The organism is Caldalkalibacillus uzonensis, from assembly GCF_030814135.1.
Classification (GTDB): Bacteria; Bacillota; Bacilli; order Caldalkalibacillales; family Caldalkalibacillaceae; genus Caldalkalibacillus; species Caldalkalibacillus uzonensis.
In genome coordinates this window covers 94,047-117,768 of record NZ_JAUSUQ010000001.1, presented here as the reverse complement: position 1 = coordinate 117,768, position 23,722 = coordinate 94,047, and the positions used below count along the sequence as shown (strand labels likewise).

Here is a 23,722-nt window from a genome sequence, read left to right as displayed (position 1 = left end):
TTAAACTAGGATCCTTCGTCTTGATTATAACATAGATCAGTCTAGGATGGAGACAGCCGCCATGCTTTGCGAATATCCTGATACTCTTCCCAGCGGTAGTTGGATTCAATCAGTTGATAGAATTGATCCAGTTCTTCTTGGTAAGACCCATAGGAAGGACAACGGTGTATGAGTTCCTGCCAAAGTTGCTCAACAATCCCTCTGCACTTGTCCTGTTCACCATGGTAAAAATCCATTTGCACCTGGGGGTTGTTAAGGGGCATCCAAACCAGATTTTGATAATCATTGGCCAGCACTTTGGCCAGACAGACAACCCCTTTAGTCACCCGTGGACGTACCAGCCAGCTGGGGGGTGAGCGGTACTCAAAACCCCCGTGATACTGTTCACGTACATCTCCTATAAACCCATACTTTGGACGGCGGGAAAGGGAGGTAGTACTTTCAAATAAAAACAAAGGCAAGGTAATATAATTGTCCAAAGTACGGACCAGACGCGTATTGAGCGGAACCCCGCTGAAATGGATATGTCCCCCTATGGGAAAGCCTTTCAGTGGTTTTCCGCCCGCAAGCCAATGAATGTCAGGATTGTTGATTTTTCGGGCAGCCAAACGCATGCACACATAAATGTTTTTAAACAGCTCCAGGGGATCAGCGCTTTCTTTGGGTCTCAGCTCCGCTATGGGATGCTTGTTGCGCTGACCAGGAATCCAAATGGCATCGTGACCTACTCTGCCCTGCTTGGGTAAATAGTTGGAAGCCAGTACGTACTTTCCGTTACGATGCCTTAAAATAAACTCCAAATCGGCCCCCACAACAGGTTCAGCATGCTGATCAAATTCTTTTCTTTGCTTGTCAATCAAACGGGTTAATGCTTCTTTACAACTGGCAGGAATATGGTTGGTAATGCGGTACACACGGTAGCGGGGTTTAATCGGGAAAACACCGAGATCGACAACCCCCAAGTCGTACCCTAAAGCATATAGACATCGTAAAGCCAACTGCCGGGCCTTCCTGACATCCCGAGTGTAGGTATTCAATGGTAAGGAACGAAAGCGCCATCGTTCTTTGGATTGGGTATTTAACAGTGGTTTGTTATCCTCTGTCCCTTTGCCCGTTTGCCAAAGACCGAAACACTCCCACTGGCAAATGGCAAAGCGTAATAGCTTTTTTGGCCGGTGACTCTTATCCCTTGCAACAGGAATGCCGTTGAGGTGTAAAAGATTTTGTTCCAGGTCTTTTTCTGCTTCAGTTGCAGGAGGTACATATAAACGAAGTTCAAAAGCTCCAGGTGTATAGCGATCGACTTGATCAAGATCAACAGTGACATTGGGAATGGATAGGTCTTCCACTCTGACGTTCATATAGTGACGAGCTCCTCTACTTTAGAAGTCGATCAACCCTCCTACCCTTCAAAATATGCACCCCCTATTGAAAAAGTGAGGAAAGAAAAATGGAGGATAAACCCTCCACTTAACATAATGTTTATTACGTTAATCCAACTCGTCGATGACGATATCAGGATCTAATTCTTCAAAGTCCTGATCGTCGTCAAAGGTAAATTCCTTGTCATCCAATCCGTCACAACCACCGGGGCATACCATGACACACACCTTGGTTTCACCGATCACTTCCACTAAAAACTCACGTTCCACTTGAACAAGTACAGAATGGCCAGAGTTAGAAATTGTCGCCTCACAAGCTGTTGGTTGCTGAGTCGCTCTGGCATCGACCTGCAGTCCGTTATCCAGATAGTTTTTATCCATCATGGTTAACGGAACCTGGTCTGCATAACTGACTGTTTCTGTTGCCACTTGTGTTTGTGTGTTGTTGTTGTATGAGTACCAAATGTTAATGTCATAAGAACCACTTACTTCAACTGTGTCTCCCTCTTTGGTAGCTGTATAGTTATGATTAATAATCCAACATCCCAGGATGTTGGTGGGAGAGTGAGATGGAGTAATGGTGTGAGTAGCTTGAGTAAATTTGCGACCTCTACCACAAACAGCTTTGGTGACAATCTCACGGCATTGAATATCTTTTTCTGTTTGAGACATTAACGCTACCTCCTCCATACATCGCGTTCAGTTAATTGTATGCATGACAATCGTCTATGGTGCAAAAAAAGGCACCGAATTTCGTTGCGAAATCCGGTGCACTTTCCATGAGGTATTTGATGTCATCGGCTATATGGCTGCAAAGAAGAGTTTCCTGTCAGGACTTAGCGAAGCGGACAGGAGAGATTGGGCCCGCCCCCTGTCTCGCCTTTGAGCACGTCACCGCCAGTCGATTCAATAATTTTATCGGTTACGGTATTAGAAATGACATTGGTCACCAGCTGCAAGAGATCATTCACATCTTTCTGCGACTGCTTAAACTCTTGCACGACGGGGATCTGATCCAGCTCTTCGTGCAGTTTCTCCAATTTAGCTTCCGTTTCTTCCAAAGCCTTACTTTTTTCATAATGTTCATAGTGAACAGCATGCTTTTGCAAGCGCTTGATTTCCGCAATTAACTGCTGGACTTTGTCATTTTTTTTAATTTGTTGCTCAGCACGCTTAAAGAAATCCACTTCTGCAGATTGGGCAATCAGTGTTGCTAGCTTTTCTGCTTGTCGAATAATTTCTTTGCGGGTGACAATTTCAGTGTTTGTCATGGCTTCATACCTCCACTGGCTGAACCTGCTCACCTTTTAATGTCCATGTTTGAGGCTCAGTGATTTTAACATAAACAAGCTTGCCAATAGAATCTTTAGATCCCTTAAAGTTGACCAGCTTATTGGTGCGTGTTCTCCCGGCCAAAATGTCAGGATTATTTTTGCTTTCGCCTTCCACCAATACTTCCACCACATGGCCCCGCAGGGCCTCGTTTTTGCGGCGGCTGATTTCGTTTTGCAGGGCATTGAGCCGGTACAGCCGCTCTTTTTTGACCTCTTCCGGGACATTGTCCTCCAATTGAGCAGCCGGGGTACCATGGCGTGGTGAATAGATAAAGGTAAACGCAGAATCAAATTCTACCTCTTTAACAAGGGACAAGGTGTCCTCAAACTGTGCTTCTGTTTCATTAGGAAAGCCGACGATAATATCGGTGGTCAGGGAAACGTTTGGAATGGCAGCTTTGATTTTCCGCACCAGTTCCAGATACTCTTCCCGCGTATATTTGCGTCCCATCAGTTTAAGCACATCATTGTTGCCGGATTGAACTGGAAGATGAATATGCTCAACCAGATTGCCGCCTTTGGCCAATACTTCAATCAGCTCATCGTCAAAGTCCCACGGGTGACTGGTGGTGAAACGCACTCGGGGGATATCAATCTTGCGGATATCCTCAAACAGATCGGCCAAACGGTAGCGCCTGTCGGTAAAATCTTTCCCATAGGCATTCACATTTTGGCCCAAAACGGTAATCTCCTGATAACCTTGGCGTGCCAGCTCACGCACCTCAGCCAGCACATCTTCCGGCCGGCGGCTGCGCTCTTTACCTCGGGTAAAGGGGACAATGCAATAGGTGCAAAACTTGTCACACCCGTACATGATATTGACCCAAGCTTTAATGCCTCCCTCCCGCTTCTGAGGAAGATTCTCAATGATATCTCCCTCTTTGGACCATACTTCGATCACCATCTCCTTGGAGAGGATGGCATCACGCAAAAGTACTGGCAAACGGTGAATGTTGTGTGTGCCGAAAATCAGATCCACATGGTGGTAACTGCGCAAAATCTTATTGACCACCGCTTCCTCCTGGGACATACAGCCGCATACTCCGATGATCAGCTCCGGCTTTTCCGTTTTCAAACGTTTCAGGCGGCCCAGTTCCCCGAACACTTTATCCTCAGCGTTTTCGCGAATGGCACAGGTATTATACAGGATCACATCCGCCTCTGTTTCCTCTTCCGTAGGGGTATAGCCCATACTTTCCAGCAATCCAGCAATATGCTCACTGTCATGCACGTTCATCTGACAGCCGTAGGTGACCAGCAGATACTTTTTGCCCTTGCCAATGCTGAGCATGTCTTCAGGGATCTCTGCTTCAAATACTTTAATATCTTCTTTACCCCGCCGGCGCCCTTCTTTAAAGTCCGGCTCCGAGTAAATGGTCACCTGACGTCCTTTTATGCGAATCCGTTTACGGTTATTCTCTTCAGAAATCACCCTAAATGAATCAAAGTATTTGCTGTAGTCTTTTGCCATCTATATCAACTCCTGTAACAAGGATGCAATTGCATTGTATTTTAACATAGTTATTATAACGGAATTTAAGATGATGAGCAAACGAACAGTTTGGCTATTTTAGCAACACATAGAAATATAAAAGGAGACTGACTGACAGTCTCCTTATCCACCAATAATGGCCCGAAACATATTTGTTGTCTCACCGGGCGGATAAATAACATAAAGTAACAGATACACAGCCACACCAGTTACAGCTGTGGAAAACCAAATCACCGATGTCACGGGACCAATCCGTTTATGTTTGCCAAACTGTTTTTTAAAGCCGTAATACAGTGTCAACAGTCCCAATACAGCGGCCACTGTGGCCAATACAATATGAAATAGCAAAAAGATGTGATAGAAGGGTGCCACGTGATCGGGGCCGCCAAAAGCGGTATTACCTACAAGCACCGTTCTGGACATATAAATGACAAAAAACAAAACAGCAAACAGCGAAGCTAGGCCCATCACCTGGATATGACGTTTCGTCTCTCCCCGGCGGATCAAAGCCCAGCCGATAGCCACAAGTATGGCACTCAGCACAATCATCGAGGTGCTTAACAAGGGCAAAATATAAGCCATTGCCATCCCTTCCCCAAATTAAGATGATAATAAAGCTGTGCTCAACAAGTAGCACTGCTTTCCCGACACGTTTAATCCTTAATTTCCCCGCTCTGTAGAGGGTTCTCTGATCAGTACTTGAGGCTGGTGTTCAGGTTCGCGGTTGGTGTTCAGATAAGCCAAGTCCGCTTCACTGACCGGATCAATATCCCGTCTGCTGCGTTCATTTCTCACCCACTGGAAGAAGATAATGATTAAGGCTGTGGCAAACGCACCTTCCTGCACCAGTTTCATGATCACGCCCCCCATTTGCTGGTCATCCAGGACAGGCAGTGGAGCAAATATTTGGGGTGTATCAATATAGGTGGTATACAGAATACCTTGGGCAAAAATAACCAGTGCACAGACAGGAGTAATCAAAACACTTCCTGTAATAATGTAGCCAAATTTGCGCAAAAAGCTCAACTGCTTTTCACCCGGCAGAGGAGTGATAATCGGCCACCACATGAAACAGGCTGCCACAAAGAGAAAAGTATGATAAACGACATGCAGCCAGTGGTTTTGCATCACTGTGTCAAACACGAAAGGCACGTGGTAAAAAGACAGAAAAGCATTAAAGTTAATCACTGCCACAACAGGATGGGTCATACAAGCAAATACGTTTTTTACAGCCCGAACACTCAACAAGGCATTCCATCCCCACTGCGGAATACCGATCATTAGCAAAGGGGCCGCGATCATATAGCTGACAGCCATCTGCAGCATATGGGCACTGAATAGATAGTAATAACCCAAAACATTCACTGGTGTCCCGTGAACAAAGTACAAAATAAGCAGCCCAGAGAGAAACATGGATTTTTTACCCCAGGATACGGGTTGTGTGAAATAAGGCAGGCGTTTTCTTAACGGACCCGTCAGTAAGATATAAAGGGTCGCTGCCAGCAGAACCATAGCCAATATATCCGGACGCCACAGCTCAACAAAGCTGTAGTTGTTCAGCACATTTTGCAAAGTCATGGCCGAGATCTCCTTTCTCCAGCCTCGCCAAAGCATTTTTGAAAAAAATTCTTAATCCTGGGTGAGTACACCATTCATCCCTTAAACAGGATATCTGCTCAACCATATTTTAAAACCCCTGCATGTCCTTTGCAAGCTATGACAAGGAATTGTCATGAATAAAGAACATGCCAGGGGCTTAACGTTATCCAGTATTGATGGATTTTACCACCAAATGAGCAGCATCAGGGAAGCAATGGTCAAAATAGCCACAAAAACGCCGCTAAATATAAACAAAATGGGGTATTCGCTTCCTTTTTCATTCAGATGCATGAAAATGAACAGTTGCAAAATGAACTGTATACAAGCCAGCAGCAAAATAAAGGGAATGGCAAAACCAGCCGGAATTTGCTCACTGGCTACTGCCACAAATGCCATCGCCGTTAGTACGATCATTAAGGCGAATGAAACATAGAGCTGAATGGTATCTTTCTTTTCAGCCTGCTTGTCTCTAATGGTTTCATCAACCGTATGCCGCCCGGGTGAGGTATTATTAACATTGGCCATCAGCTTAACCCACCTTTCCCATGAGGTAAACCAGGGTAAAGACGAACACCCACACCACGTCTACAAAGTGCCAATACAGACTGGCTACATAAAATTTAGGAGCCGTGTAGGTATTAATTCCTTGAGTACGGGAGCGGATCAACAGTGTGGCGATCCACAGCACCCCAAAGGTGACGTGAGCCCCGTGGAACCCAAGGAGGGTGTAGAAAGCAGAAGCAAAAGCACTCGTAGTATACCCGAAATCCTCATGAACTACAAATTGATAAAACTCATTAATTTCCAATCCAAGGAAGGCCAATCCCAACAGAATGGTAATCCAGAACCACAGCTGCATTCTGGCAAAGTCATTGCGCTGCATGGCTTTGATGCCCAGCACACTGGTCATGCTGCTGACCAACAGAATGAATGTCATCAGGGCCACATATTCCAGGTGGAAAAGATCCTTAGGCCCAGGGCCTCCCTGGGTTGAACCTTTGAGGCCCAGATAGGTACCGAACAGTGAAGCAAATAAAACAACGTCACTGCCGATAAAAAACCAGAAGCCAAGAAGTTTATTTTTACCTTCCAACGTCGCTTTTTCAGGATGGGCAGGAAGTGTATCAGCATGTTTCATTGCCATTATGCCCCAACCCCCTTATCCATGCCGTCATCATGCGGTTCGATGTGATGGCCGTGATCTTCAATGACAGAGCGTAATAACATACAGAACAGTGTACTGGCGATTCCGGCACCTGCAATGGTGAACGGAATAACATTGGACTCATAGAAAGAATGCAAGCAAAAGCCCAGTCCGGCAATGAACAGTCCAATGGACATAATCAATGGTAGTATTGACTGGTTAGGCATATGAATAGAACCTAAAGGTTCGGCAGGTATAATCTTGCCGTTACCTTCCGTTTTCTCTACAAACAGCGGGTCCAAGCCGCGTACTTTAGGGGTTTGGGCAAAATTATATTCCGGAATCGGTGTTTTTGTGGCCCATTCCAATGTACGTCCGTCCCATGGGTCATCTTCAGCCAGATCAGCCCGAAGCTGAGTATAAATAACATTGACCAAGAACAGGATGGTTGCCACTGCCATGAAGATAGCACCAATTGTACTGATAAAGTTTCCAGTTTCCAGTCCCAAACCTTCCAGATAGGTAAATACGCGTCTGGGCATGCCCTGTAATCCCAGGAAGTGTTGAATAAAGAAGGTCAGATGGAAGCCAATCAGGAACAGCCAAAACATCCATTTTCCTAGCGTTTCGTTTAACTTTCTGTTAAACATTTTCGGCCACCAGTAGAAAATACCGGCAAACAGACCAAATACAACCCCGCCGATAATAACATAGTGGAAGTGAGCAACAACAAAATAAGTATCATGATACTGGTAGTTAGCAGGAGCTGTAGCCAGCATAACACCGGTTACACCGCCAATGACAAACGTCGGCAGAAAACCGAGACAGAACAGCATGGCCGTTGTCATCTGAATCCGGCCGCCCCACATGGTGAGAAGCCAGTTGAAGATCTTAATCCCAGTTGGCACCGCTATGGCCATAGTTGCCACAGCAAACAGAGCATTAGCTACAGGACCCATACCGACAGTGAACATATGGTGAGCCCAGACCATAAAACCAATAAAGCCAATCAAAATGGTGGCAAACACCATCGAGGTATAACCGAACAGTCGCTTTTTGGAGAAGGTGCTGATCACCTCAGAAATAATCCCGAATGCAGGCAATACCAAGATGTATACTTCGGGGTGTCCGAAAATCCAGAACAGATGCTGCCAGATGATCACGTTTCCTCCGCCGGAAACGTTAAAAAACTGGCCATCAAAAATACGTTCGAACATCAGCAAGAACAGTCCTGCAGTCAAAGCAGGAAAAGCAAACAAAATGAGGGCAGAAGCAATAAAAGTTGTCCAAGTGAACATGGGCATGCGCATCAGGGTCATGCCAGGTGCCCGCATATTTAATATGGTCACCAAAAAGTTAATCCCGCTGATTAATGTCCCTGCACCGGAAATCTGTAAACCAAGTACATAAAAGTCAAGACCAGAACCGCTATATTGACTGGACAACGGCACATAAGCTGTCCAGCCGGCATCAGGTGCGCCACCCATGAACCAGCTCAGGTTCAACAGAATGCCTCCAAACAGAAACAGCCAGAAACCCAAAGCATTCATGAAGGGAAAAGCCACGTCTCTGGCCCCAATTTGCAAAGGAACAATCACGTTCATTAAACCGAACAAGAGTGGCATGGCAGCCAGAAAAATCATCGTTGTCCCATGCATGGTTAACAACTCATTAAAGGTGGAACCACTGATCAATGTATTTTCAGGGTACATGAGCTGCAGGCGAATCAACATGGCCTCAATTCCACCAAGTAAAAAGAAGAAAAAGCCTGCAGAGAAGTACATAATGCCGATTTTCTTGTGATCAACAGTCGTCAGCCAATCCCATATAACACTTCCAAAGCCAGTTTTTGGTCCCGCCGTGGAGACCTGACTCTGGCCTACGGCATGTGTTGACATATATCGTTACCCCCTTCATCACAAACCATATTGCTTAAGGTATAGCTTGTGCCAGTCTTATTGCAACTTTAACTGCATCAAGTATTCAACCAAAGCTTCAATATCATTTTCACTCAGGCCCAGCTCGGTTGCAGAAGGCATCTGATTTCCTTCCTTCACTTCCTCTGGGTTGGATATCCATCGAGCCAGATTCTCCTCATTGTGCTGTAAAATGCCCGCAATCATTTCCCGATCCCCAAAACCAGCCAAATTGGGATAAGGAGACTTGGTTACACCATCAGTGGCATGACAGGCAATACAGCTTTGCTCAAAGATTGCACGTCCTTCTTCAGCCAGCGCTGTTTTGGGTTTATCGTCATATTCTGTCATAGTTGCTACCCATTGTTCGAACTGCTCAGGCTCCACAGCAATCACTTTAAAGTCCATCAAGGCGTGAGACGGACCACAAAGTTCAGCACATTTGCCGTGATACACACCAGGCTCGCTTGCTTTGAGCCACATGTTGTTGGTCAGCCCCGGGTTGGTGTCTGTTTTACCTCCTAAGCTGGGTACCCAGAAGGAGTGAATCACATCTTTGGAAGTCAATTCAAAATAAACACGCTGACCGGTAGGAATATAAATATCCTGGGCAGTGACAATACCTTGGTCCGGATACTCCACTTCCCACCAATACTGATGAGCGGTTACCTTAATTAACAAAGCATCACCGGCCTCTTCTTCATCCGAATAGGATTCGGCAAGGGAAAACGTGGTGACAACCGTCGGTATGGCCAAAATAATGAGCAAAATAATCGGGATGACAGTCCAGATAATCTCCAGAGTATGGCTTCCTTCAACTTGCTCAGGATAGCCATCTTGACCGGGGCGTTGCCGAAACTTAATCAAGACATAGACATAAATGATCATAACAACAGCAAGCACGCCGATCATGATGTACAAGCTAAGCTTGATCAGAGAAAACTGCTTCTCAGCTACCGGGCCCGCCGGATCCAATGCAGACAGATATGGCTTGCCACAACCTGTTAGAACCAGTGCGAGCACTAAAAATAAAAATAGTGATCGCCACATGCTACGACTCATTAATCCATCAACCCCACTTTCTTTCTCTGTTGTGTCATTGTCCACCATTTGCCCATCTTGACGCCAGCATCCAGTCATGCAGCATCTTGGAAAGCATGGCAGAACTGCTTGTGTCCTTCATTTTTTCCATCATTCCAGCTCGGATACATAACTAGAATAGCACACCGGATACCCTCCGACAAGTTTTTCACAATTTTGTCATATATACTCGTGATGTGAGCCCGATTGGAAAACAAAAGCTGCTCCCGTATGTCTACTTTATGAGAGCGATAGGTGAAACCCCATAAGGGCGGCAGAAATTTTTCCACTAAAAAATGCTTTTGCTTCCTGCACATATTGATAGGGATCAACCTCAGGGTAAAAATGGGTTAAAACAAGGTGTTTTGCTTCTAATCTGGCGGCGATTAAGGCCGCTTCTTTGGCAGACAGATGCTTAACTCCCGTTCGTTTATTCTGCTCTAAAAAAGAGGACTCAAGAATGAGTACATCCGGCCGGAGTGGAACATGATCCCAATCCGTATCCGGGCCGCTATCAGCTCCATACACCAGGGAAGATCGTCCGTCAGTGACATGCCAGCCATAACACGGACCTTGATGATCTGTCTGGAAAAAGCGGAACCGACAAGAACCCAACTCAATATCTTGGCCTTGGCCAATGTCCTTAGCTACACTAATATCTTTATATGTTCTAATTTCTGCCTTATCTGGCGGAAGCGATGGCCCATAAATGGTAAGAGGTCCAGAACGCGATCCATTAAGTAAGGCCATATACGCTGCGTACTGAAAAACTCCCACATCTGCCACATGATCATGGTGGTAGTGAGATAAGATAATAGCATCTACTTCTTTGGGGTTAATCCATTTATGGATATGACTAGCAACTCCACTTCCACAATCAAACAAGAGCTTTGTACCAGTGTGATCCTCAAACAAATAACCTGGTGTCGCTTCACCTGCTTTGGGAAACGGGGAGTAACAACCAATGACTGTCAATTTCACTTGCCATACCTCCTGCTTCATTCAGCGTGATTTCGATTGTGTATCTTGCCGGAATGACGGTCTCTACATTGCAAAAAAGGGGGAAGCAGTGCTTCCCCCTTTCAGCGCTCACATTTATTATTTACGCATCAGTTTACATAAACTCGTGAACCAAATCATTAAATTTTTCTTCACTGATGTGGATGGATTGATGGGCCAGCGGCTCTTTCTTAAATCCTTTTAACTGGTCTTCATAAGCCGGTTTATCAAGATCTTGATAAATCAGACCGGTGACTAACCCATTGTGTTCCATGAGCACTTGCATCGCTTGCAAACGGTTGTGAGGATCATAACCTTCAATGCTGGACAGGTCAGTCAGGTTTTCTTTATACCAATCATAGGTGTTCACTTTATTGTAAGTGACGCAAGGACTGAACACATTGATGAGGGCGAATCCTTTATGTTTCATACCTTGCTCAATTAAGGAAGTTAATCCTTTCAAGTCACTGGAGAAGCTTTGGGCAACAAAGGTGGCTCCTGCCGTTAAGGCTGCTTCAAGAATGGCGATTGGTGATTCAATTTGCCCGTCAGGTGTACTTTTTGTTTTAAAACCAACCTGAGAGCGGGGAGAGGTTTGCCCTTTGGTCAGACCATAGATGTGGTTATCCATGACAATATAGGTAAGATCAATGTTGCGACGGATGGCATGCAATGTATGTCCCAAACCGATGGCAAATCCGTCTCCGTCTCCCCCTGCAGCGACAACAGTCAGATCCCGGTTGGCCAGTTTCAGCCCTTGGGCAATGGGCAGCGCTCTCCCATGAACACCATGAAATCCGTTGGCATTAATATACCCGGAGATACGTCCAGAGCAGCCAATTCCAGCTACAACAGCCAGGTCCTCCGGCTCCAAACCCACATTGGCAGCGGCGCGCTGCAAAGCGGCCTGGACGGAGAAGTCACCGCATCCTGGGCACCAGTTTGGTTTCACTTTATTGCGAAAATCTTTGAAAGTGGCCATCTTATAACAGCTCCTTTAATCCTTTTTCAATTTCGTGGGGCAAGAACGGATTACCGTCATATTTGTTTAATTGACGTATTTTTTCAGCATACCCCACGTTCAGTCGCACCAGATTGGCCAGCTGGCCGGTGGCGTTGTTTTCAACCACAAGCACTTGTTTGGCACTTTCAATATATGGTTTCAGTTCATCAGTTGGGAATGGGTGCAGCAAGCGGACGTGGACATGGTTCACTTTATGGCCCTCGGCCTCAAGCCGCTCTTTGGCTTCGGTAATGGTACCCACCGTGGAACCCATACCCAACACCAGAATGTCAGGATCTTCATACTTGGCATCAAAGGTTAAAGGCTTGTAGAATTTAAGGTTGCTTAACTTGCGCAAGCGTTTATCCATTTGTAATTTACGGTTTACGGCATCTTCGGACGGGCGTCCGTTTTCCCCGTGTTCAACGCCAGTGGCATGAATCAAGCCGTTTTTTGTTCCGGGAAGCACCCGCGGAGAAATACCGTCATCGGTGATCTCAAACCGTTTAAACAGCTCGTCTCCCTGTTCAGGAACTTCATCAAGCAATTTACCCCGGCGGATCTCGACCCGACTGTAATCCAGGGGATCAACGGTCTGTTTACCCAGTGACAACTGCAGGTCAGAAGCAATAATAACCGGGCATTGCAATTCCTCTGCAATATTAAAGGCTTCTACGGTATCATAAAAAGCCTCTTCCGCGGTACTCGGTGCAATGACCACTTTCGGGATCTCGCCGTGAGTACCGTGAATCAAGGCATTGATGTCACTTTGTTCCTGTTTGGTCGGCAAACCTGTGCTGGGGCCGCCCCGCTGAGTATCAACAATGACGACGGGTGTCTCTGTCATGCCGGCCAGGCCAATGCCTTCCATCATCAAAGAAAGACCAGGGCCTGCCGAAGCGGTCAAGGCTCGTACACCTCCAAAGTTGGCGCCAATAGCCATGGTAATCGCTGCAATTTCGTCTTCGGTCTGAACAACAGTTCCACCAAACTCAGGCAATTTCTTAATCAAATATTCCATAATTTCGGAAGCGGGTGTGATAGGATAAGCAGCCATCAAACGGCAACCAGCTGCAATGGCCCCCAGGGCGATGGCATCGTTACCAATCATAAACATACGCTTCTTGCCGTCGGCTTGCTCCAGACGCAGACTTTCCAGCTCTCCCCCGGCCTGTTCCATAAATACATCATACCCTTTATTCAGGGCTTGAATGTTCATGTCAATGATTTTGTCACCTTTACGTTTAAATATCTCTCTGACGACATCATGGAACGCATCAATATTAATGCCCAGTGCTGAGGCTGATGCGCCAACAGCCACCATGTTTTTCATTAAAGAGCTGCCTAGTTCATCTGCAATCTGGGTAAAAGGGACAGCATACAAAGTTCCATTTGCCCCTTCCGGCAGCTTGGGATTAAACTTGCTGTCAGCAATGACAATGCCGTGCTCAGCCAATTCGTGGATATTAAGATCGATCGTTTCCTGGTCAAAAGCGACTAGAACGTCCAGATCATCCGAAATGGCCCGGGTCGGCCTGGTGCTGACTCTGATTTTGTTGTTCGTATGGCCCCCCTTGATTCGAGACGAAAAATGGCGATAACCATACAAATGATAGCCCATACGCTTGAGGGCAACCGCGAAGATCTCCCCTGTACTTTCAATCCCTTCTCCTTGTTGGCCGCCAACTTTCCATGAAAGTTGATTCATCATGAACATTTCCACTCCTTCTACCCTTACCATCATGACGTTGTATTTAGAAGAAAAAGAATCATAAAAATTAGAGAATCACTTCTTAAACTTTTACAATTGTAGACCTATCGGCCTAAAATTGCAACCCTTTTCATCTAAAAAGTAGTAAGTGATTTTCTCATATTATTGTAACGTATTTTTATTAATTGCTCCATACTCTTAAATAATAGTTTTTCCAATTGGTAAATAGAATTTTATCAAGAAAGTCAGCGGAAAAATGTTTTTGGCATGTCTCTATCAAACGAGGCCACTTGCCGCTATGTTCCAATCCTTGAACTGTTGAATCAATCCCATCAAAGTCAGAGCCAAAACCGATATAATCCTCTCCCCCCAAAGAGACCATATGATCGATTTGGTATAAAACAGATTCAATGGAAACGGAGTCATCTCCGCCTAGGAAATAGGGTACAAAGTTGATACCCACTAAACCTTTCATTTCAAAAATAGCTTTTAACTGCTCGTCTGTCAGATTACGGCGGTGTTCATAAAGTTTTCTGGCATTACAGTGGGAGGCCATCACCGGCTGTCTTGAGCGGGAGATAACATCCCAGAAAGCAGGTTCAGCCAGGTGGGAAATATCGATTGCCATCTTTAGACGATTCATTTCTTCTACCACTTCTATTCCAAATTGTGACAACCCACCAGGATTAGGCTCACCCACACCGTCAGCTACCATATTGCGGTGGTTCCATGTCAGTCCCATACTTCTGACACCTAACTCATAAAACGTTCTTAAAAACAGCAGATTATCTCCAATCGGTTCTGCTCCTTCCATTGACAATATGACAAACAGGGCATCATCTTGTTCAACTCGCTCCAAGGTTTCCCGGTCTTTGATGAGACGAACCCCTTTTGCGGATCTTAGGATATGATGGTGAAAAATATCTATCATACGCAAAGCTTCCGTCAGTTTTTGAGCCTGAGGTACCTCAGGCGGAACAAAAATAGCCATGGTTTGTACTTTAACTTGTCCCTTCTTCAAACGTTGAAAGGAACAGTGCAGCTCCTCCGCCGAGGTAAAAAAAAGCTGTGCATCCCCCTTCTCCCACAAGCGGAACAACACATCACAATGGCCATCAAATACATGTCCTTTCATTGGCATGATCCTTTCTGATCCATGTTCATCGTTATAAACAGCAAACAGTGCATCCAATTTAAAACAGAAACCTGTCTGCCCAAAAAAAGGCAGACAGGTCCCACTTCATTATCTAGGTTCTACAATTAGCTTTATGGCTGTCCGTTCTTCACCGTCAATCAAGATATCAGTGAAAGCAGGAATGCAAATAAGGTCAACACCACTAGGTGCTACAAACCCTCTGGCAATCGCTACGGCTTTAACCGCTTGGTTGAGTGCACCAGCACCAATGGCCTGAATTTCAGCGGATCCACGTTCCCTTAACACACCAGCAAGTGCACCAGCTACAGAATTGGGATTAGATTTTGCTGAAACTTTTAATACCTCCATTTTTTGTTCCTCCTCATTTAGTGTGATGATTGATATCACTTCTATGTGTATTCGCGGTCGGCTGTAATAATTCCTGCTTCGGAACTAAAAAATTCTAAATATTTTTCCTATTACTTCGGACTATTGATCGGCATTGAAAGGGTGATCATCATCAATCCGGATGCGGGCTATGTCCAACGCTTTTCCAGTTTCGCCGTTGATAGTCACCAAGACAGCATTGAGTTGGGCCGGGCCTTCTTTCAATACCTCAAAGCGAGCTGGCATGGCGGTCAGAAACCGGTATAAAATCGCTTCTTTTTTCATGCCTAATATACCGTTGCGGGGACCTGTCATACCCACATCAGTAATGTAAGCCGTTTGTTTGGGTAAAATTCGCTCATCTGCCGTCTGAACATGGGTATGGGTACCTACCACTGCAGAAACTTTACCATCCAAATACCAGCCCATCGCTTCCTTTTCACTGGTCGCTTCCGCATGAAAATCAACGAAAATAATATCGGTCTCTTTTTTTACTATATCAATCAATTCATCTGCTTTTCGGAACGGACAATCAATGGCCGGCAGAAAAGTGCGTCCTTGCAGATTAATCACGGCAATTTTAAGCTGATTCATATTAAGGATCGTGTGTCCTTTGCCGGGCGTTCCCTCGGGGAAGTTTGCAGGACGTATCACGTTGGCGGCTTTTTCCAGAAAGTCTCCTGTATCTTTTTGGTCCCACGTATGATTGCCTAGAGTGATCACCTGGGCCCCAGCTTCAAATAATTGTTTGGCCAATTTTTCAGTGATGCCTTTACCACCGGCAGCATTTTCACCGTTGATAATCGTCACGGTTGGCTGATATTTTGCTTTAAGTTTTGGCAAATATTTTTTAACCATGTCCCGTCCGGGCGAACCGACTATATCCCCGATAAATAATACTTTCATGTATTCCCTCCTTGCTTCTGTTTTCATTTTATCATATTCTTTCACTCAAAAAAATAAAGTGGCTCAAACGCCACTTTATTATTCACACAATCTGTTTACTTTGCATATTGCACTGCCCGGGTTTCCCGGATCACGGTCACTTTAATATGGCCGGGATAATCCAGTTCACTCTCAATTTTTTTGGTAATTTCCCGGGCCAGTTGATAAGCCTCTAGGTCATCCACCATATCCGGTTTGACCAATATCCGTACCTCTCGGCCGGCCTGAATAGCGTATGATTTTTCCACGCCATCAAATGATTCAGTTATTTCCTCTAATTTTTCCAATCGTTTCAGGTAGGTCTCCAGTGTTTCACGCCTTGCGCCAGGCCGGGCAGCAGATAAGGCATCTGCAGCCCCTACTAATGCAGCAATCACTGAAGTCGGTTCCACATCTCCGTGGTGGGAAGCAATCCCGTTAATGACCACTTCAGGTTCATTATATTTTTTGGCCAATTCGATACCAATCTCAACGTGACTGCCTTCCACTTCATGGTCGATGGCTTTACCAATATCGTGCAACAATCCGGCCCGTTTAGCCAGATTGACATCTTCACCCAACTCAGCAGCCATCAGCCCTGCTAAGAAGGCCACCTCCATCGAGTGTTTCAGTACATTTTGGCCATAACTCGTCCTAAAGTGTAAGCGGCCCAGAATTTTGATAATGTCGGGATGAAGACCATGTACGCCTGTTTCAAATGTAGCTTGTTCACCGTAGTTACGAATGCGCTCATCTACTTCACGGCGCGCTTTTTCTACCATTTCTTCAATCCGTGCCGGATGAATGCGTCCATCGGCAACCAATTTCTCCAGCGCTGTTTTGGCAATCTCCCGCCGAACCGGATCAAAACCGGACAAAATCACTGCTTCAGGCGTATCATCAATAATCAAATCGATCCCTGTGAGTGTTTCCAAGGTGCGAATATTACGGCCTTCCCGGCCAATAATCCGGCCCTTCATCTCATCATTAGGCAGATTGACGACAGAAACAGTCGTTTCCGCTACATGATCAGCAGCGCAGCGCTGAATGGCTAATGATAGAATTTCCCGTGCTTTCTTCTCGGCTTCTTCCCTGGCTTGTGTTTCAATCTCCTTAGCCAGCATGGCAGCTTCATGGCGGACTTCCTTCTCCACATTGGACAGGATCATCTGCTTTGCTTCTTCTTGACTTAAATTGGCGATTCGCTCCAACTCTGCCTGCTGCTCTTTATATAAAGCTTCCACTTTGCTTTCCATCTCTTCAACTTGTCGTTGTCTTTGGTTGAGGGATTCTTCTTTTTGTTCCAAAGCGTTCAGCTTGCGATCGAGCGCCTCTTCTTTGTGAATGATCCGGCGTTCTTGTTGTTGGATTTCCTGGCGACGTTCTTTAAATTCTTCTTCCGCTTCGGACCGGATCTTAAAGGCTTCGTCTTTCGCCTCCAAGATTGTCTCTTTCTTTAACGCTTCGGCTTCTTTTTTGGCGTTTTCTATGATTTGCCCGGCAGCCTGTTCCGCACTTTTAATTTTGGCTTCGGCAATCGATTTACGAACGAAGTACCCAACACCTACACCGACAGCAACAGAGACCAGCAAAATGGAGATGCCTAGGAGCAGGTCAATCGTTAATGTCATCGTCTCACCTCCTCTTGCACTCATTGCTGGCTCAGTGTGAACTCCCTCTTCATTCAGTTGTGTCCATCCACCTGTTTTTTCCCAAAAAAAAGAAAAACAAGTCTGTCTACCCCGTTTGTCTGGCAGCACACATGATAAATGTGCATTTTAATTGTATATTTGTCCCAGCGTCATGTCAAGTTGTTTCGCCAGACTAAAAATCGTGCTCATCATCCATAAGCTGTTCATAAACAGTTTCGATTACATGTAACGGATAACCCCTTTGGCTTAAATAGGCAAATAGTTTGTGCTTTCTTTTTGTGGGTTCAAGTCCCTCATACCTTTTCATTCGCTTTTGGGCGAGCTTAAGACAGGCTTCCTGCTCAGCCCTGTGATCAATCCGGCTTAAGGCACTCCGGATTACTTGTTCATCAATGCCCTTTTCCTTCAATTCCTGACGAAGAAGATAACGCCCTTTATGCTTTGTGGAGAGACGTTCTTCAATCCATTGGACAGCAAAAGCTTCATCATTCAGGTATCCTTCCCCGACCCATTTGACAATCACTTCTTCTATCAGAGCTTGGTCAAATCCCTTCTGCTGCAGATAAACTCTCATTTCGCTCTGCGTACGGGGCCGGTAGCTGAGATAACGCAAACCGGCACGTTCAATTTTCTTTTTCTCTTCTTCTTTGACAATGGCCTCTAGCTCCGCCTCGTCTACTGCTTTGCCTTTAAGCAGCCGCTTGTCAACAACAACATCTTCGTGAACAGAAAAAGCATATTCATCATTGACATAGATGTGATAGCGGTGTGGATTGCGACTGTGTTGGATCACTTTTGTTATCTTCCTGCTCATCAAGAAAAACCTCTTTTCTTTCGGCCATTAAAGCAAGAAAAGGGGGAGTCTCCCCCTTCCAAACTTATCACTATTCCAAATCAAGGGCTAATGTTTCCTTCATCTCACTGTTCTCGTTAATGGGCTGAGTGACAGCTTCCAGGCCAAAATGTTCCCTGATTTTATTTTCAATCTCCTGGCACAGCTCAGGATGCTCAATCAAATATTGTTTGGCATTTTCCCGGCCCTGTCCCAGGCGCTCTTCATTGTAAGAATACCAGGCTCCGCTTTTCTGAACAATATCCAGGTCTGCAGCCATATCCAGCACACTGCCTTCACGGGAAATGCCTTCACCGTACATAATATCCACATCACATGACTTAAACGGGGGAGCCACTTTGTTCTTTACCACTTTAATCTTCGTTTTGTTACCGATCAGGTCATTACCTTGTTTAATGGTTTCTGCCCGGCGGACATCAAGGCGGATGCTGGCATAAAATTTCAAAGCACGTCCACCAGGTGTGGTTTCCGGATTACCAAACATAACGCCTACTTTTTCACGCACTTGGTTAATAAAAATGGCGATTGTTTTCGATTTGCTGATGGCACCGGAAAGTTTGCGCAAAGCTTGGGACATGAGGCGGGCTTGCAGACCCACGTGGGAATCTCCCATCTCTCCCTCAATCTCAGCTTTGGGCACCAGGGCCGCCACAGAGTCAATGACAATGATGTCAATCGCTCCGCTGCGCACGAGCGCTTCAGCGATTTCTAAGGCTTGTTCCCCTGTATCAGGTTGGGACAGGAGCAGCTCATCGATATTAACCCCTAAGTTTTTGGCATATTGGGGATCAAGGGCGTGTTCCGCATCGATAAAAGCAGCTTGTCCCCCCATCCTTTGGGCTTCAGCAATGGCATGTAAGGCCACCGTCGTTTTACCTGACGATTCGGGACCATATATTTCCACAATCCGCCCCCGCGGATAGCCACCCACACCTAAGGCAATATCTAAAGCAAGCGCTCCGCTGGAAATGGTGGACACTTGGTTGTTGGCTGCCGCCTCTCCCAATTTCATGATTGATCCTTTGCCAAACTGTTTTTCGATTTGACGCAAGGCCATGTCCAAGGCTGCCCGACGATCAGACATCATTCAACTCTCCTTTTTAATATTTTCCATATACATCATGACTAGTTGGTGCATATTTTTAACGCAGCTATGTACTGCTAATGCTGTTGTTTAAGTCTATCATACCCTCTTTTTCCTGATTTGCCAATAGCAAAATCGAACATTTATTCCCTTGCAGACAAGCATGCACTCACACCAATGTTTCAACAGTCTTAATGAGGTAAAACAAAGCCAATTTGGCTGCCCGCTGCTGAATGGTGTTGCGCAGCCCTCCCAAGTTTAACTTTTGAACGGTTGTATCTTGTGCACTTGCTACACCAATATAGACAAGTCCCACAGGTTTTCCTTCCTGTTGTTCCGGCCCTGCCACACCGGTAACGGATACTCCGAGATTTGTGTTAAATTTTTGGCGCACCCCTTCAGCCAACATCCGTGCTCCCGCTTCGCTGACAGCCCCATCCTGACGCAAAACTTCAGGGGAAACACCTAACTCTGCTGCTTTCACGCCTGTGGAGTAGCAGACAATCCCTCCCGGGAATACTTGGCTCGCTCCACTGACCCGCGTGATCAAATGGCTGACTAAACCACCCGTGCAACTTTCCGCAGCCGCTACTGTCAAATTTCTTTTCTGCAAAAGACGAACAAGGACTTCTTCCAGTGTCTCTTCATCCCAGCCATACTGGTACTTGCCCACCCGGGATTGAATCTCGGCAATAAGGCTTCTCATCTGTTGTTCCGCCTCGGCTTTGCTTTTGGCCAAACTGGTCAAGCGCAGAGTTACTTCCCCTTCTTTGGCCAAGGGGGCGATGGTAGGATTGGTCTGCTGGTCAATCAGGTCCTCCAGCCGGCTTTCCAGTGCTGACTCCCCAATTCCGCAAAACCGCATCACTTTGGAATGGACAATATGTTGGTCAGCCAACAGACTTTCCAGAAATGGACGGGCATGGTTTTTAAACATGGGGGTCAATTCACTTGGTGGCCCGGGAAACAAAAGATACCAGACCCCTTCATGTTTGACAGCCATTCCCGGTGCCAATCCGGTTTCATTGGGAAAGACATGGGCCCCTTCAATCACCAGGGCCTGACGCCTGTTGTTTTCGGTCATTGGGACTTGTCTGGTTTCAAAAAAGTGCTGGATTGTTTCCATCGCTTGCAGGTCAAGAGTTAATGAGCGTCCCGCATGACGGGCCACGATCTCTTTAGTCAGATCATCTTTGGTTGGTCCCAATCCCCCTGTTAAGAGCACCAGGTCGGAACGGGAATGGGCAATCGCCAGTTGGGCGGCTAACCGGTCTGGATTATCTCCCACAACTGAGTGAAAATAAACAGAAATGCCCAAGGAATTCAATTGTTCAGACAAGAACCGGGCGTTTGTATTGGTGATTTGTCCCAACAAGAGCTCTGTACCAACTGCAATAATCTCGGCTTGCACACTTTTCACTCCCTTAATGAGGCATAAAACGGACAAGGTGGTTCATCAACCTTGTCCGTTATTTGGGCATGGAACGCTTAAATTGTATCACTTTTCGGTTTTTCACAAAATAATCGATGCCTGATAAGATGGTCACAATGACGGCAACCCACATGGCAATGGTATCAAAGGGAATGCCAATCAGACCAAAGGGGAAATTGTTGAGCATCACGGTCACAATGGCTATAATCTGCGTCAATGTTTTCAATTTAGCCAAAGGACTTGCTGCGATGACATGCCCGTCAGCCGCAGCAACCAATCTCAGCCCTGTGACAGCAAACTCACGGCTGATAATCACGATCGCCATCCAGCCTTCAATGCTTCCCCTGTCCACAAGGGAAATTAAGGCAGCCGTAATCAACAGTTTATCGGCCAAAGGATCCAAAAACTTTCCGAAATTGGTCACCATTTTACGCTTGCGGGCGATATACCCGTCAAGCCCGTCTGTACTTGCAGCGATGATAAAAACAACCGTGGCGATAATTTCGGAATAGGTAATGGTCATGCCGGCAAAAGTAACGGAGCCCAGATCAAAACGGATCAGTAAAAACAGCATGACAATCGGAACCAGGAAAACCCTGGCCAAGGTAATTTTATTCGCTAAATTCATCAGTTTTCCTCCAAGTCATCGGCAACAATGATGTAGGAATGTTACAGTAGTCACAGGACTGCAGGATACTGATATCAGTATAATACATGGTCCATAGCGTGTCAAAATACGGCAACAGCTTTGCACCAATTATCTTGCACAAGAAGAGAAGAGCCATATTGACGGCATTAGCATCGCTCATCAACATGACTGGGTGTTTTTTAATCCACTGGATTAAAACTGATCACAATATGATGAACATGGGATAACCCGGACAAATCAACTGGCTCATTATTAATATACAATTGGGCGCCAGGCGTGTTGCCAAAGTGAAACCTCACTTGTTCATAGCCGGAAAGATCCCACTCTCGGTCCGAACCATGTTGCAGGTTCAACTGCTCGATTTCCGTTTCAGCTACTTCATCATTTAAGCTGTACCATACGTTCCCGTTAACTGCTTCCAGACGGACAATTGCCTCTCCAACATGCTCATATGTATAGTAGGTTCGGTTCCCTTCTGTCCTCTCTCTGGTTAAGACAGGTTCAGAATCTGGCTCTTCTGATTGCTGGGCAGATTTATTCTCATTCTGATTCTCTCCACCATTTTCAGCATCGGTTTCATGTGTTTCTTCACCCTCCTCCCCTCCAGAGACCAGTTCGTCACCTTCACTGTTCACGCCAGGGGCATCGTCCATGGGGGATTCAGCTTCAGGATTGACAAAGCTCACAAAAGCGATGTAAAACACGAAGCCAATTAACAGTAAAAAGGCATAAAAAATGAGATTGGATACCCACTTTCCTCCCTTTGGGGAAGCGGATCTTCGTGCTCTCTTGCTCCTGCGCTGTCGCGTAGGTATCTGCTCGGCAGGCGCCTGAGGAACACGGGGAAGTTCCTGGGCAAACTGCTCCAGCACTTGCTCGGGGTTAAGCCCAAGAGCTTCAGCATAACTTTTAATAAACGCTCGGGCGTAAAAAGCACCGGGCAAAGCATTATATTCCCCTTTTTCGATCGCCTCCAAATACCGTTTGCGAATCTTGGTCACTTCCTGGATATCCTCCAGCGTCATCTTCTTTTCCTTGCGGGTCTCTTTCAGATAGCGGCCCAGTTCAGACAAGTCAGTCACCTCCATTCACTGTCAAAGGTTGAGATATGAGGGTCAATGTCAGTGGGGATTTCTTCATCTTCGAAGTTACGCAATTCAATAATATAGTCAAAATCCTCCAAACTGTATTCGGTGTAACGCACGAAAATATCAGGGTGCTCCACCACTTTTGTCGCATCCAAACGTAAAATTTCCCTCAGTAATGTTTGGTGTTGTTCAGGAGCCCGCAGCGTCGATACAATCCCATCAACAATAAAGACATGATCGGTAGATCGTTCGTCATCGGCCATTTGACTGCGAATGGTTTGTTTCAATAAAGTGGACGAAACAAACGACCAACGCTTATTCGCACACACACTGGAGGCCACAATCGATTCTGTCTTGCCCACTCTCGGCCTTCCTCTGATACCGATCAACTGGTGCCCCTCTTTTTTGAAAATTTCGGCCAGAAAATCAACCAAAAGCCCGATTTCATCACGGACAAAACGAAAGGTTTTCTTATCATCGGCATCCCGGGAGATATAACGGCCATGGCGTACGGCCAGGCGGTCCCGCAGCTTGGGATGACGCAACTTGGTCAGAGAGATATTATTGACCCGCTCCAAGAGACTTCTGAGCAATTCAATGCGTTCATCATCGTCACTTTCCAATATCAGCCCCCGCCGGTTCAAGTCGACACCATTAATCGTAATGATATTTATCTTTAACATTCCCAACAGAGAAGAGATATCACCAAGCAAACCAGGGCGGTTTTCATGAATCAGATACTCCAAATACCACACTTTTTTTTCTTGCTTTTCATCAGCCACACTTATCCATCCTTCCAGCATGACAATCCGCTACCGACACTATTCTACACAATTTGAAAGAGTTCCTGCTACATTT

At 45.9% G+C, this 23,722-nt stretch carries 23 protein-coding genes; all 23 read right to left on the bottom strand.

What is annotated here, in order from left to right; translation table 11 throughout:
* Positions 1 to 41: 41 nt before the first annotated feature.
* The 23 genes from J2S00_RS00595 to J2S00_RS00485 all read right to left on the bottom strand — a co-directional run bounded on the left by J2S00_RS00595 (position 42) and on the right by J2S00_RS00485 (position 23,667).
* On the bottom strand, positions 42 to 1,361 hold the full coding sequence (locus J2S00_RS00595; RefSeq protein ID WP_307334375.1) for a putative amidoligase domain-containing protein: 1,320 nt from the start codon (positions 1,359 to 1,361) through the stop codon (positions 42 to 44).
* A 129-nt stretch (positions 1,362 to 1,490) separates the two neighbouring features.
* Positions 1,491 to 2,054: an outer spore coat protein CotE gene (locus tag J2S00_RS00590; RefSeq protein ID WP_307334372.1), complete on the bottom strand. Its 564-nt coding sequence runs from the start codon at positions 2,052 to 2,054 to the stop codon at positions 1,491 to 1,493.
* Between the two features lie 164 nt (positions 2,055 to 2,218).
* Positions 2,219 to 2,653 carry a YlbF/YmcA family competence regulator gene (locus J2S00_RS00585; protein ID WP_307334370.1) on the bottom strand — a complete coding sequence of 145 codons (435 nt, stop codon included), beginning with the start codon at positions 2,651 to 2,653 and terminating at the stop codon, positions 2,219 to 2,221.
* Between the two features lie 4 nt (positions 2,654 to 2,657).
* Positions 2,658 to 4,187 (bottom strand): tRNA (N6-isopentenyl adenosine(37)-C2)-methylthiotransferase MiaB, encoded by a 1,530-nt coding sequence (gene miaB / locus J2S00_RS00580; protein WP_307334368.1) that lies wholly within the window; start codon positions 4,185 to 4,187, stop codon positions 2,658 to 2,660.
* 144 nt (positions 4,188 to 4,331) lie between these two features.
* Entirely contained in the window at positions 4,332 to 4,790 is a 459-nt protein-coding gene (locus tag J2S00_RS00575; RefSeq protein ID WP_307334365.1) for a DUF420 domain-containing protein, read from the bottom strand.
* Positions 4,791 to 4,868: 78 nt separating this feature from the next.
* Complete coding sequence (locus J2S00_RS00570) at positions 4,869 to 5,786, bottom strand: cytochrome c oxidase assembly protein (protein ID WP_307334363.1); 918 nt, start codon at positions 5,784 to 5,786, stop codon at positions 4,869 to 4,871.
* A gap of 204 nt (positions 5,787 to 5,990) precedes the next feature.
* Positions 5,991 to 6,332 carry a cytochrome C oxidase subunit IV family protein gene (locus tag J2S00_RS00565; RefSeq protein WP_307334360.1) on the bottom strand — a complete coding sequence of 114 codons (342 nt, stop codon included), beginning with the start codon at positions 6,330 to 6,332 and terminating at the stop codon, positions 5,991 to 5,993.
* A 4-nt stretch (positions 6,333 to 6,336) separates the two neighbouring features.
* Positions 6,337 to 6,945: a cytochrome c oxidase subunit 3 gene (locus J2S00_RS00560; protein ID WP_370875814.1), complete on the bottom strand. Its 609-nt coding sequence runs from the start codon at positions 6,943 to 6,945 to the stop codon at positions 6,337 to 6,339.
* A 5-nt stretch (positions 6,946 to 6,950) separates the two neighbouring features.
* Positions 6,951 to 8,849 carry a cytochrome c oxidase subunit I gene (gene ctaD, locus J2S00_RS00555; protein WP_307334355.1) on the bottom strand — a complete coding sequence of 633 codons (1,899 nt, stop codon included), beginning with the start codon at positions 8,847 to 8,849 and terminating at the stop codon, positions 6,951 to 6,953.
* Between the two features lie 57 nt (positions 8,850 to 8,906).
* Positions 8,907 to 9,929: a cytochrome c oxidase subunit II gene (gene coxB / locus J2S00_RS00550; protein ID WP_307335186.1), complete on the bottom strand. Its 1,023-nt coding sequence runs from the start codon at positions 9,927 to 9,929 to the stop codon at positions 8,907 to 8,909.
* A gap of 258 nt (positions 9,930 to 10,187) precedes the next feature.
* Positions 10,188 to 10,928, bottom strand: coding sequence for an MBL fold metallo-hydrolase (locus J2S00_RS00545; RefSeq protein WP_307334352.1), 741 nt, complete (start codon positions 10,926 to 10,928; stop codon positions 10,188 to 10,190).
* A 133-nt stretch (positions 10,929 to 11,061) separates the two neighbouring features.
* Positions 11,062 to 11,928, bottom strand: a complete 867-nt coding sequence (locus J2S00_RS00540) for a 2-oxoacid:ferredoxin oxidoreductase subunit beta (RefSeq protein ID WP_307334349.1) — start codon at positions 11,926 to 11,928, stop codon at positions 11,062 to 11,064.
* A 1-nt stretch (position 11,929) separates the two neighbouring features.
* Positions 11,930 to 13,660 (bottom strand): 2-oxoacid:acceptor oxidoreductase subunit alpha, encoded by a 1,731-nt coding sequence (locus J2S00_RS00535; RefSeq protein ID WP_307334346.1) that lies wholly within the window; start codon positions 13,658 to 13,660, stop codon positions 11,930 to 11,932.
* A 181-nt stretch (positions 13,661 to 13,841) separates the two neighbouring features.
* Entirely contained in the window at positions 13,842 to 14,852 is a 1,011-nt protein-coding gene (locus J2S00_RS00530; protein WP_307334343.1) for a dipeptidase, read from the bottom strand.
* Between the two features lie 51 nt (positions 14,853 to 14,903).
* Entirely contained in the window at positions 14,904 to 15,164 is a 261-nt protein-coding gene (gene spoVS / locus J2S00_RS00525; RefSeq protein ID WP_307334340.1) for a stage V sporulation protein SpoVS, read from the bottom strand.
* 120 nt (positions 15,165 to 15,284) lie between these two features.
* Positions 15,285 to 16,088, bottom strand: a complete 804-nt coding sequence (locus J2S00_RS00520) for a TIGR00282 family metallophosphoesterase (RefSeq protein ID WP_307334337.1) — start codon at positions 16,086 to 16,088, stop codon at positions 15,285 to 15,287.
* A 95-nt stretch (positions 16,089 to 16,183) separates the two neighbouring features.
* Positions 16,184 to 17,737 (bottom strand): ribonuclease Y, encoded by a 1,554-nt coding sequence (gene rny, locus J2S00_RS00515; RefSeq protein WP_370875803.1) that lies wholly within the window; start codon positions 17,735 to 17,737, stop codon positions 16,184 to 16,186.
* Positions 17,738 to 17,930: 193 nt separating this feature from the next.
* Complete coding sequence (locus J2S00_RS00510) at positions 17,931 to 18,572, bottom strand: RecX family transcriptional regulator (protein WP_307334334.1); 642 nt, start codon at positions 18,570 to 18,572, stop codon at positions 17,931 to 17,933.
* A 70-nt stretch (positions 18,573 to 18,642) separates the two neighbouring features.
* Positions 18,643 to 19,695, bottom strand: a complete 1,053-nt coding sequence (gene recA, locus J2S00_RS00505) for a recombinase RecA (protein ID WP_307334331.1) — start codon at positions 19,693 to 19,695, stop codon at positions 18,643 to 18,645.
* Between the two features lie 169 nt (positions 19,696 to 19,864).
* Positions 19,865 to 21,106 carry a competence/damage-inducible protein A gene (locus tag J2S00_RS00500; protein WP_307334328.1) on the bottom strand — a complete coding sequence of 414 codons (1,242 nt, stop codon included), beginning with the start codon at positions 21,104 to 21,106 and terminating at the stop codon, positions 19,865 to 19,867.
* 58 nt (positions 21,107 to 21,164) lie between these two features.
* Positions 21,165 to 21,755: a CDP-diacylglycerol--glycerol-3-phosphate 3-phosphatidyltransferase gene (gene pgsA / locus J2S00_RS00495; protein WP_307334325.1), complete on the bottom strand. Its 591-nt coding sequence runs from the start codon at positions 21,753 to 21,755 to the stop codon at positions 21,165 to 21,167.
* A gap of 200 nt (positions 21,756 to 21,955) precedes the next feature.
* Positions 21,956 to 22,849, bottom strand: a complete 894-nt coding sequence (locus tag J2S00_RS00490) for a helix-turn-helix domain-containing protein (protein WP_307334323.1) — start codon at positions 22,847 to 22,849, stop codon at positions 21,956 to 21,958.
* A 5-nt stretch (positions 22,850 to 22,854) separates the two neighbouring features.
* The gene (locus tag J2S00_RS00485) at positions 22,855 to 23,667 is read right to left on the bottom strand and encodes a DUF3388 domain-containing protein (RefSeq protein WP_307334320.1); all 813 of its coding nucleotides are present in this window, start codon (positions 23,665 to 23,667) and stop codon (positions 22,855 to 22,857) included.
* Between the last annotated feature and the right edge of the window lie 55 nt (positions 23,668 to 23,722).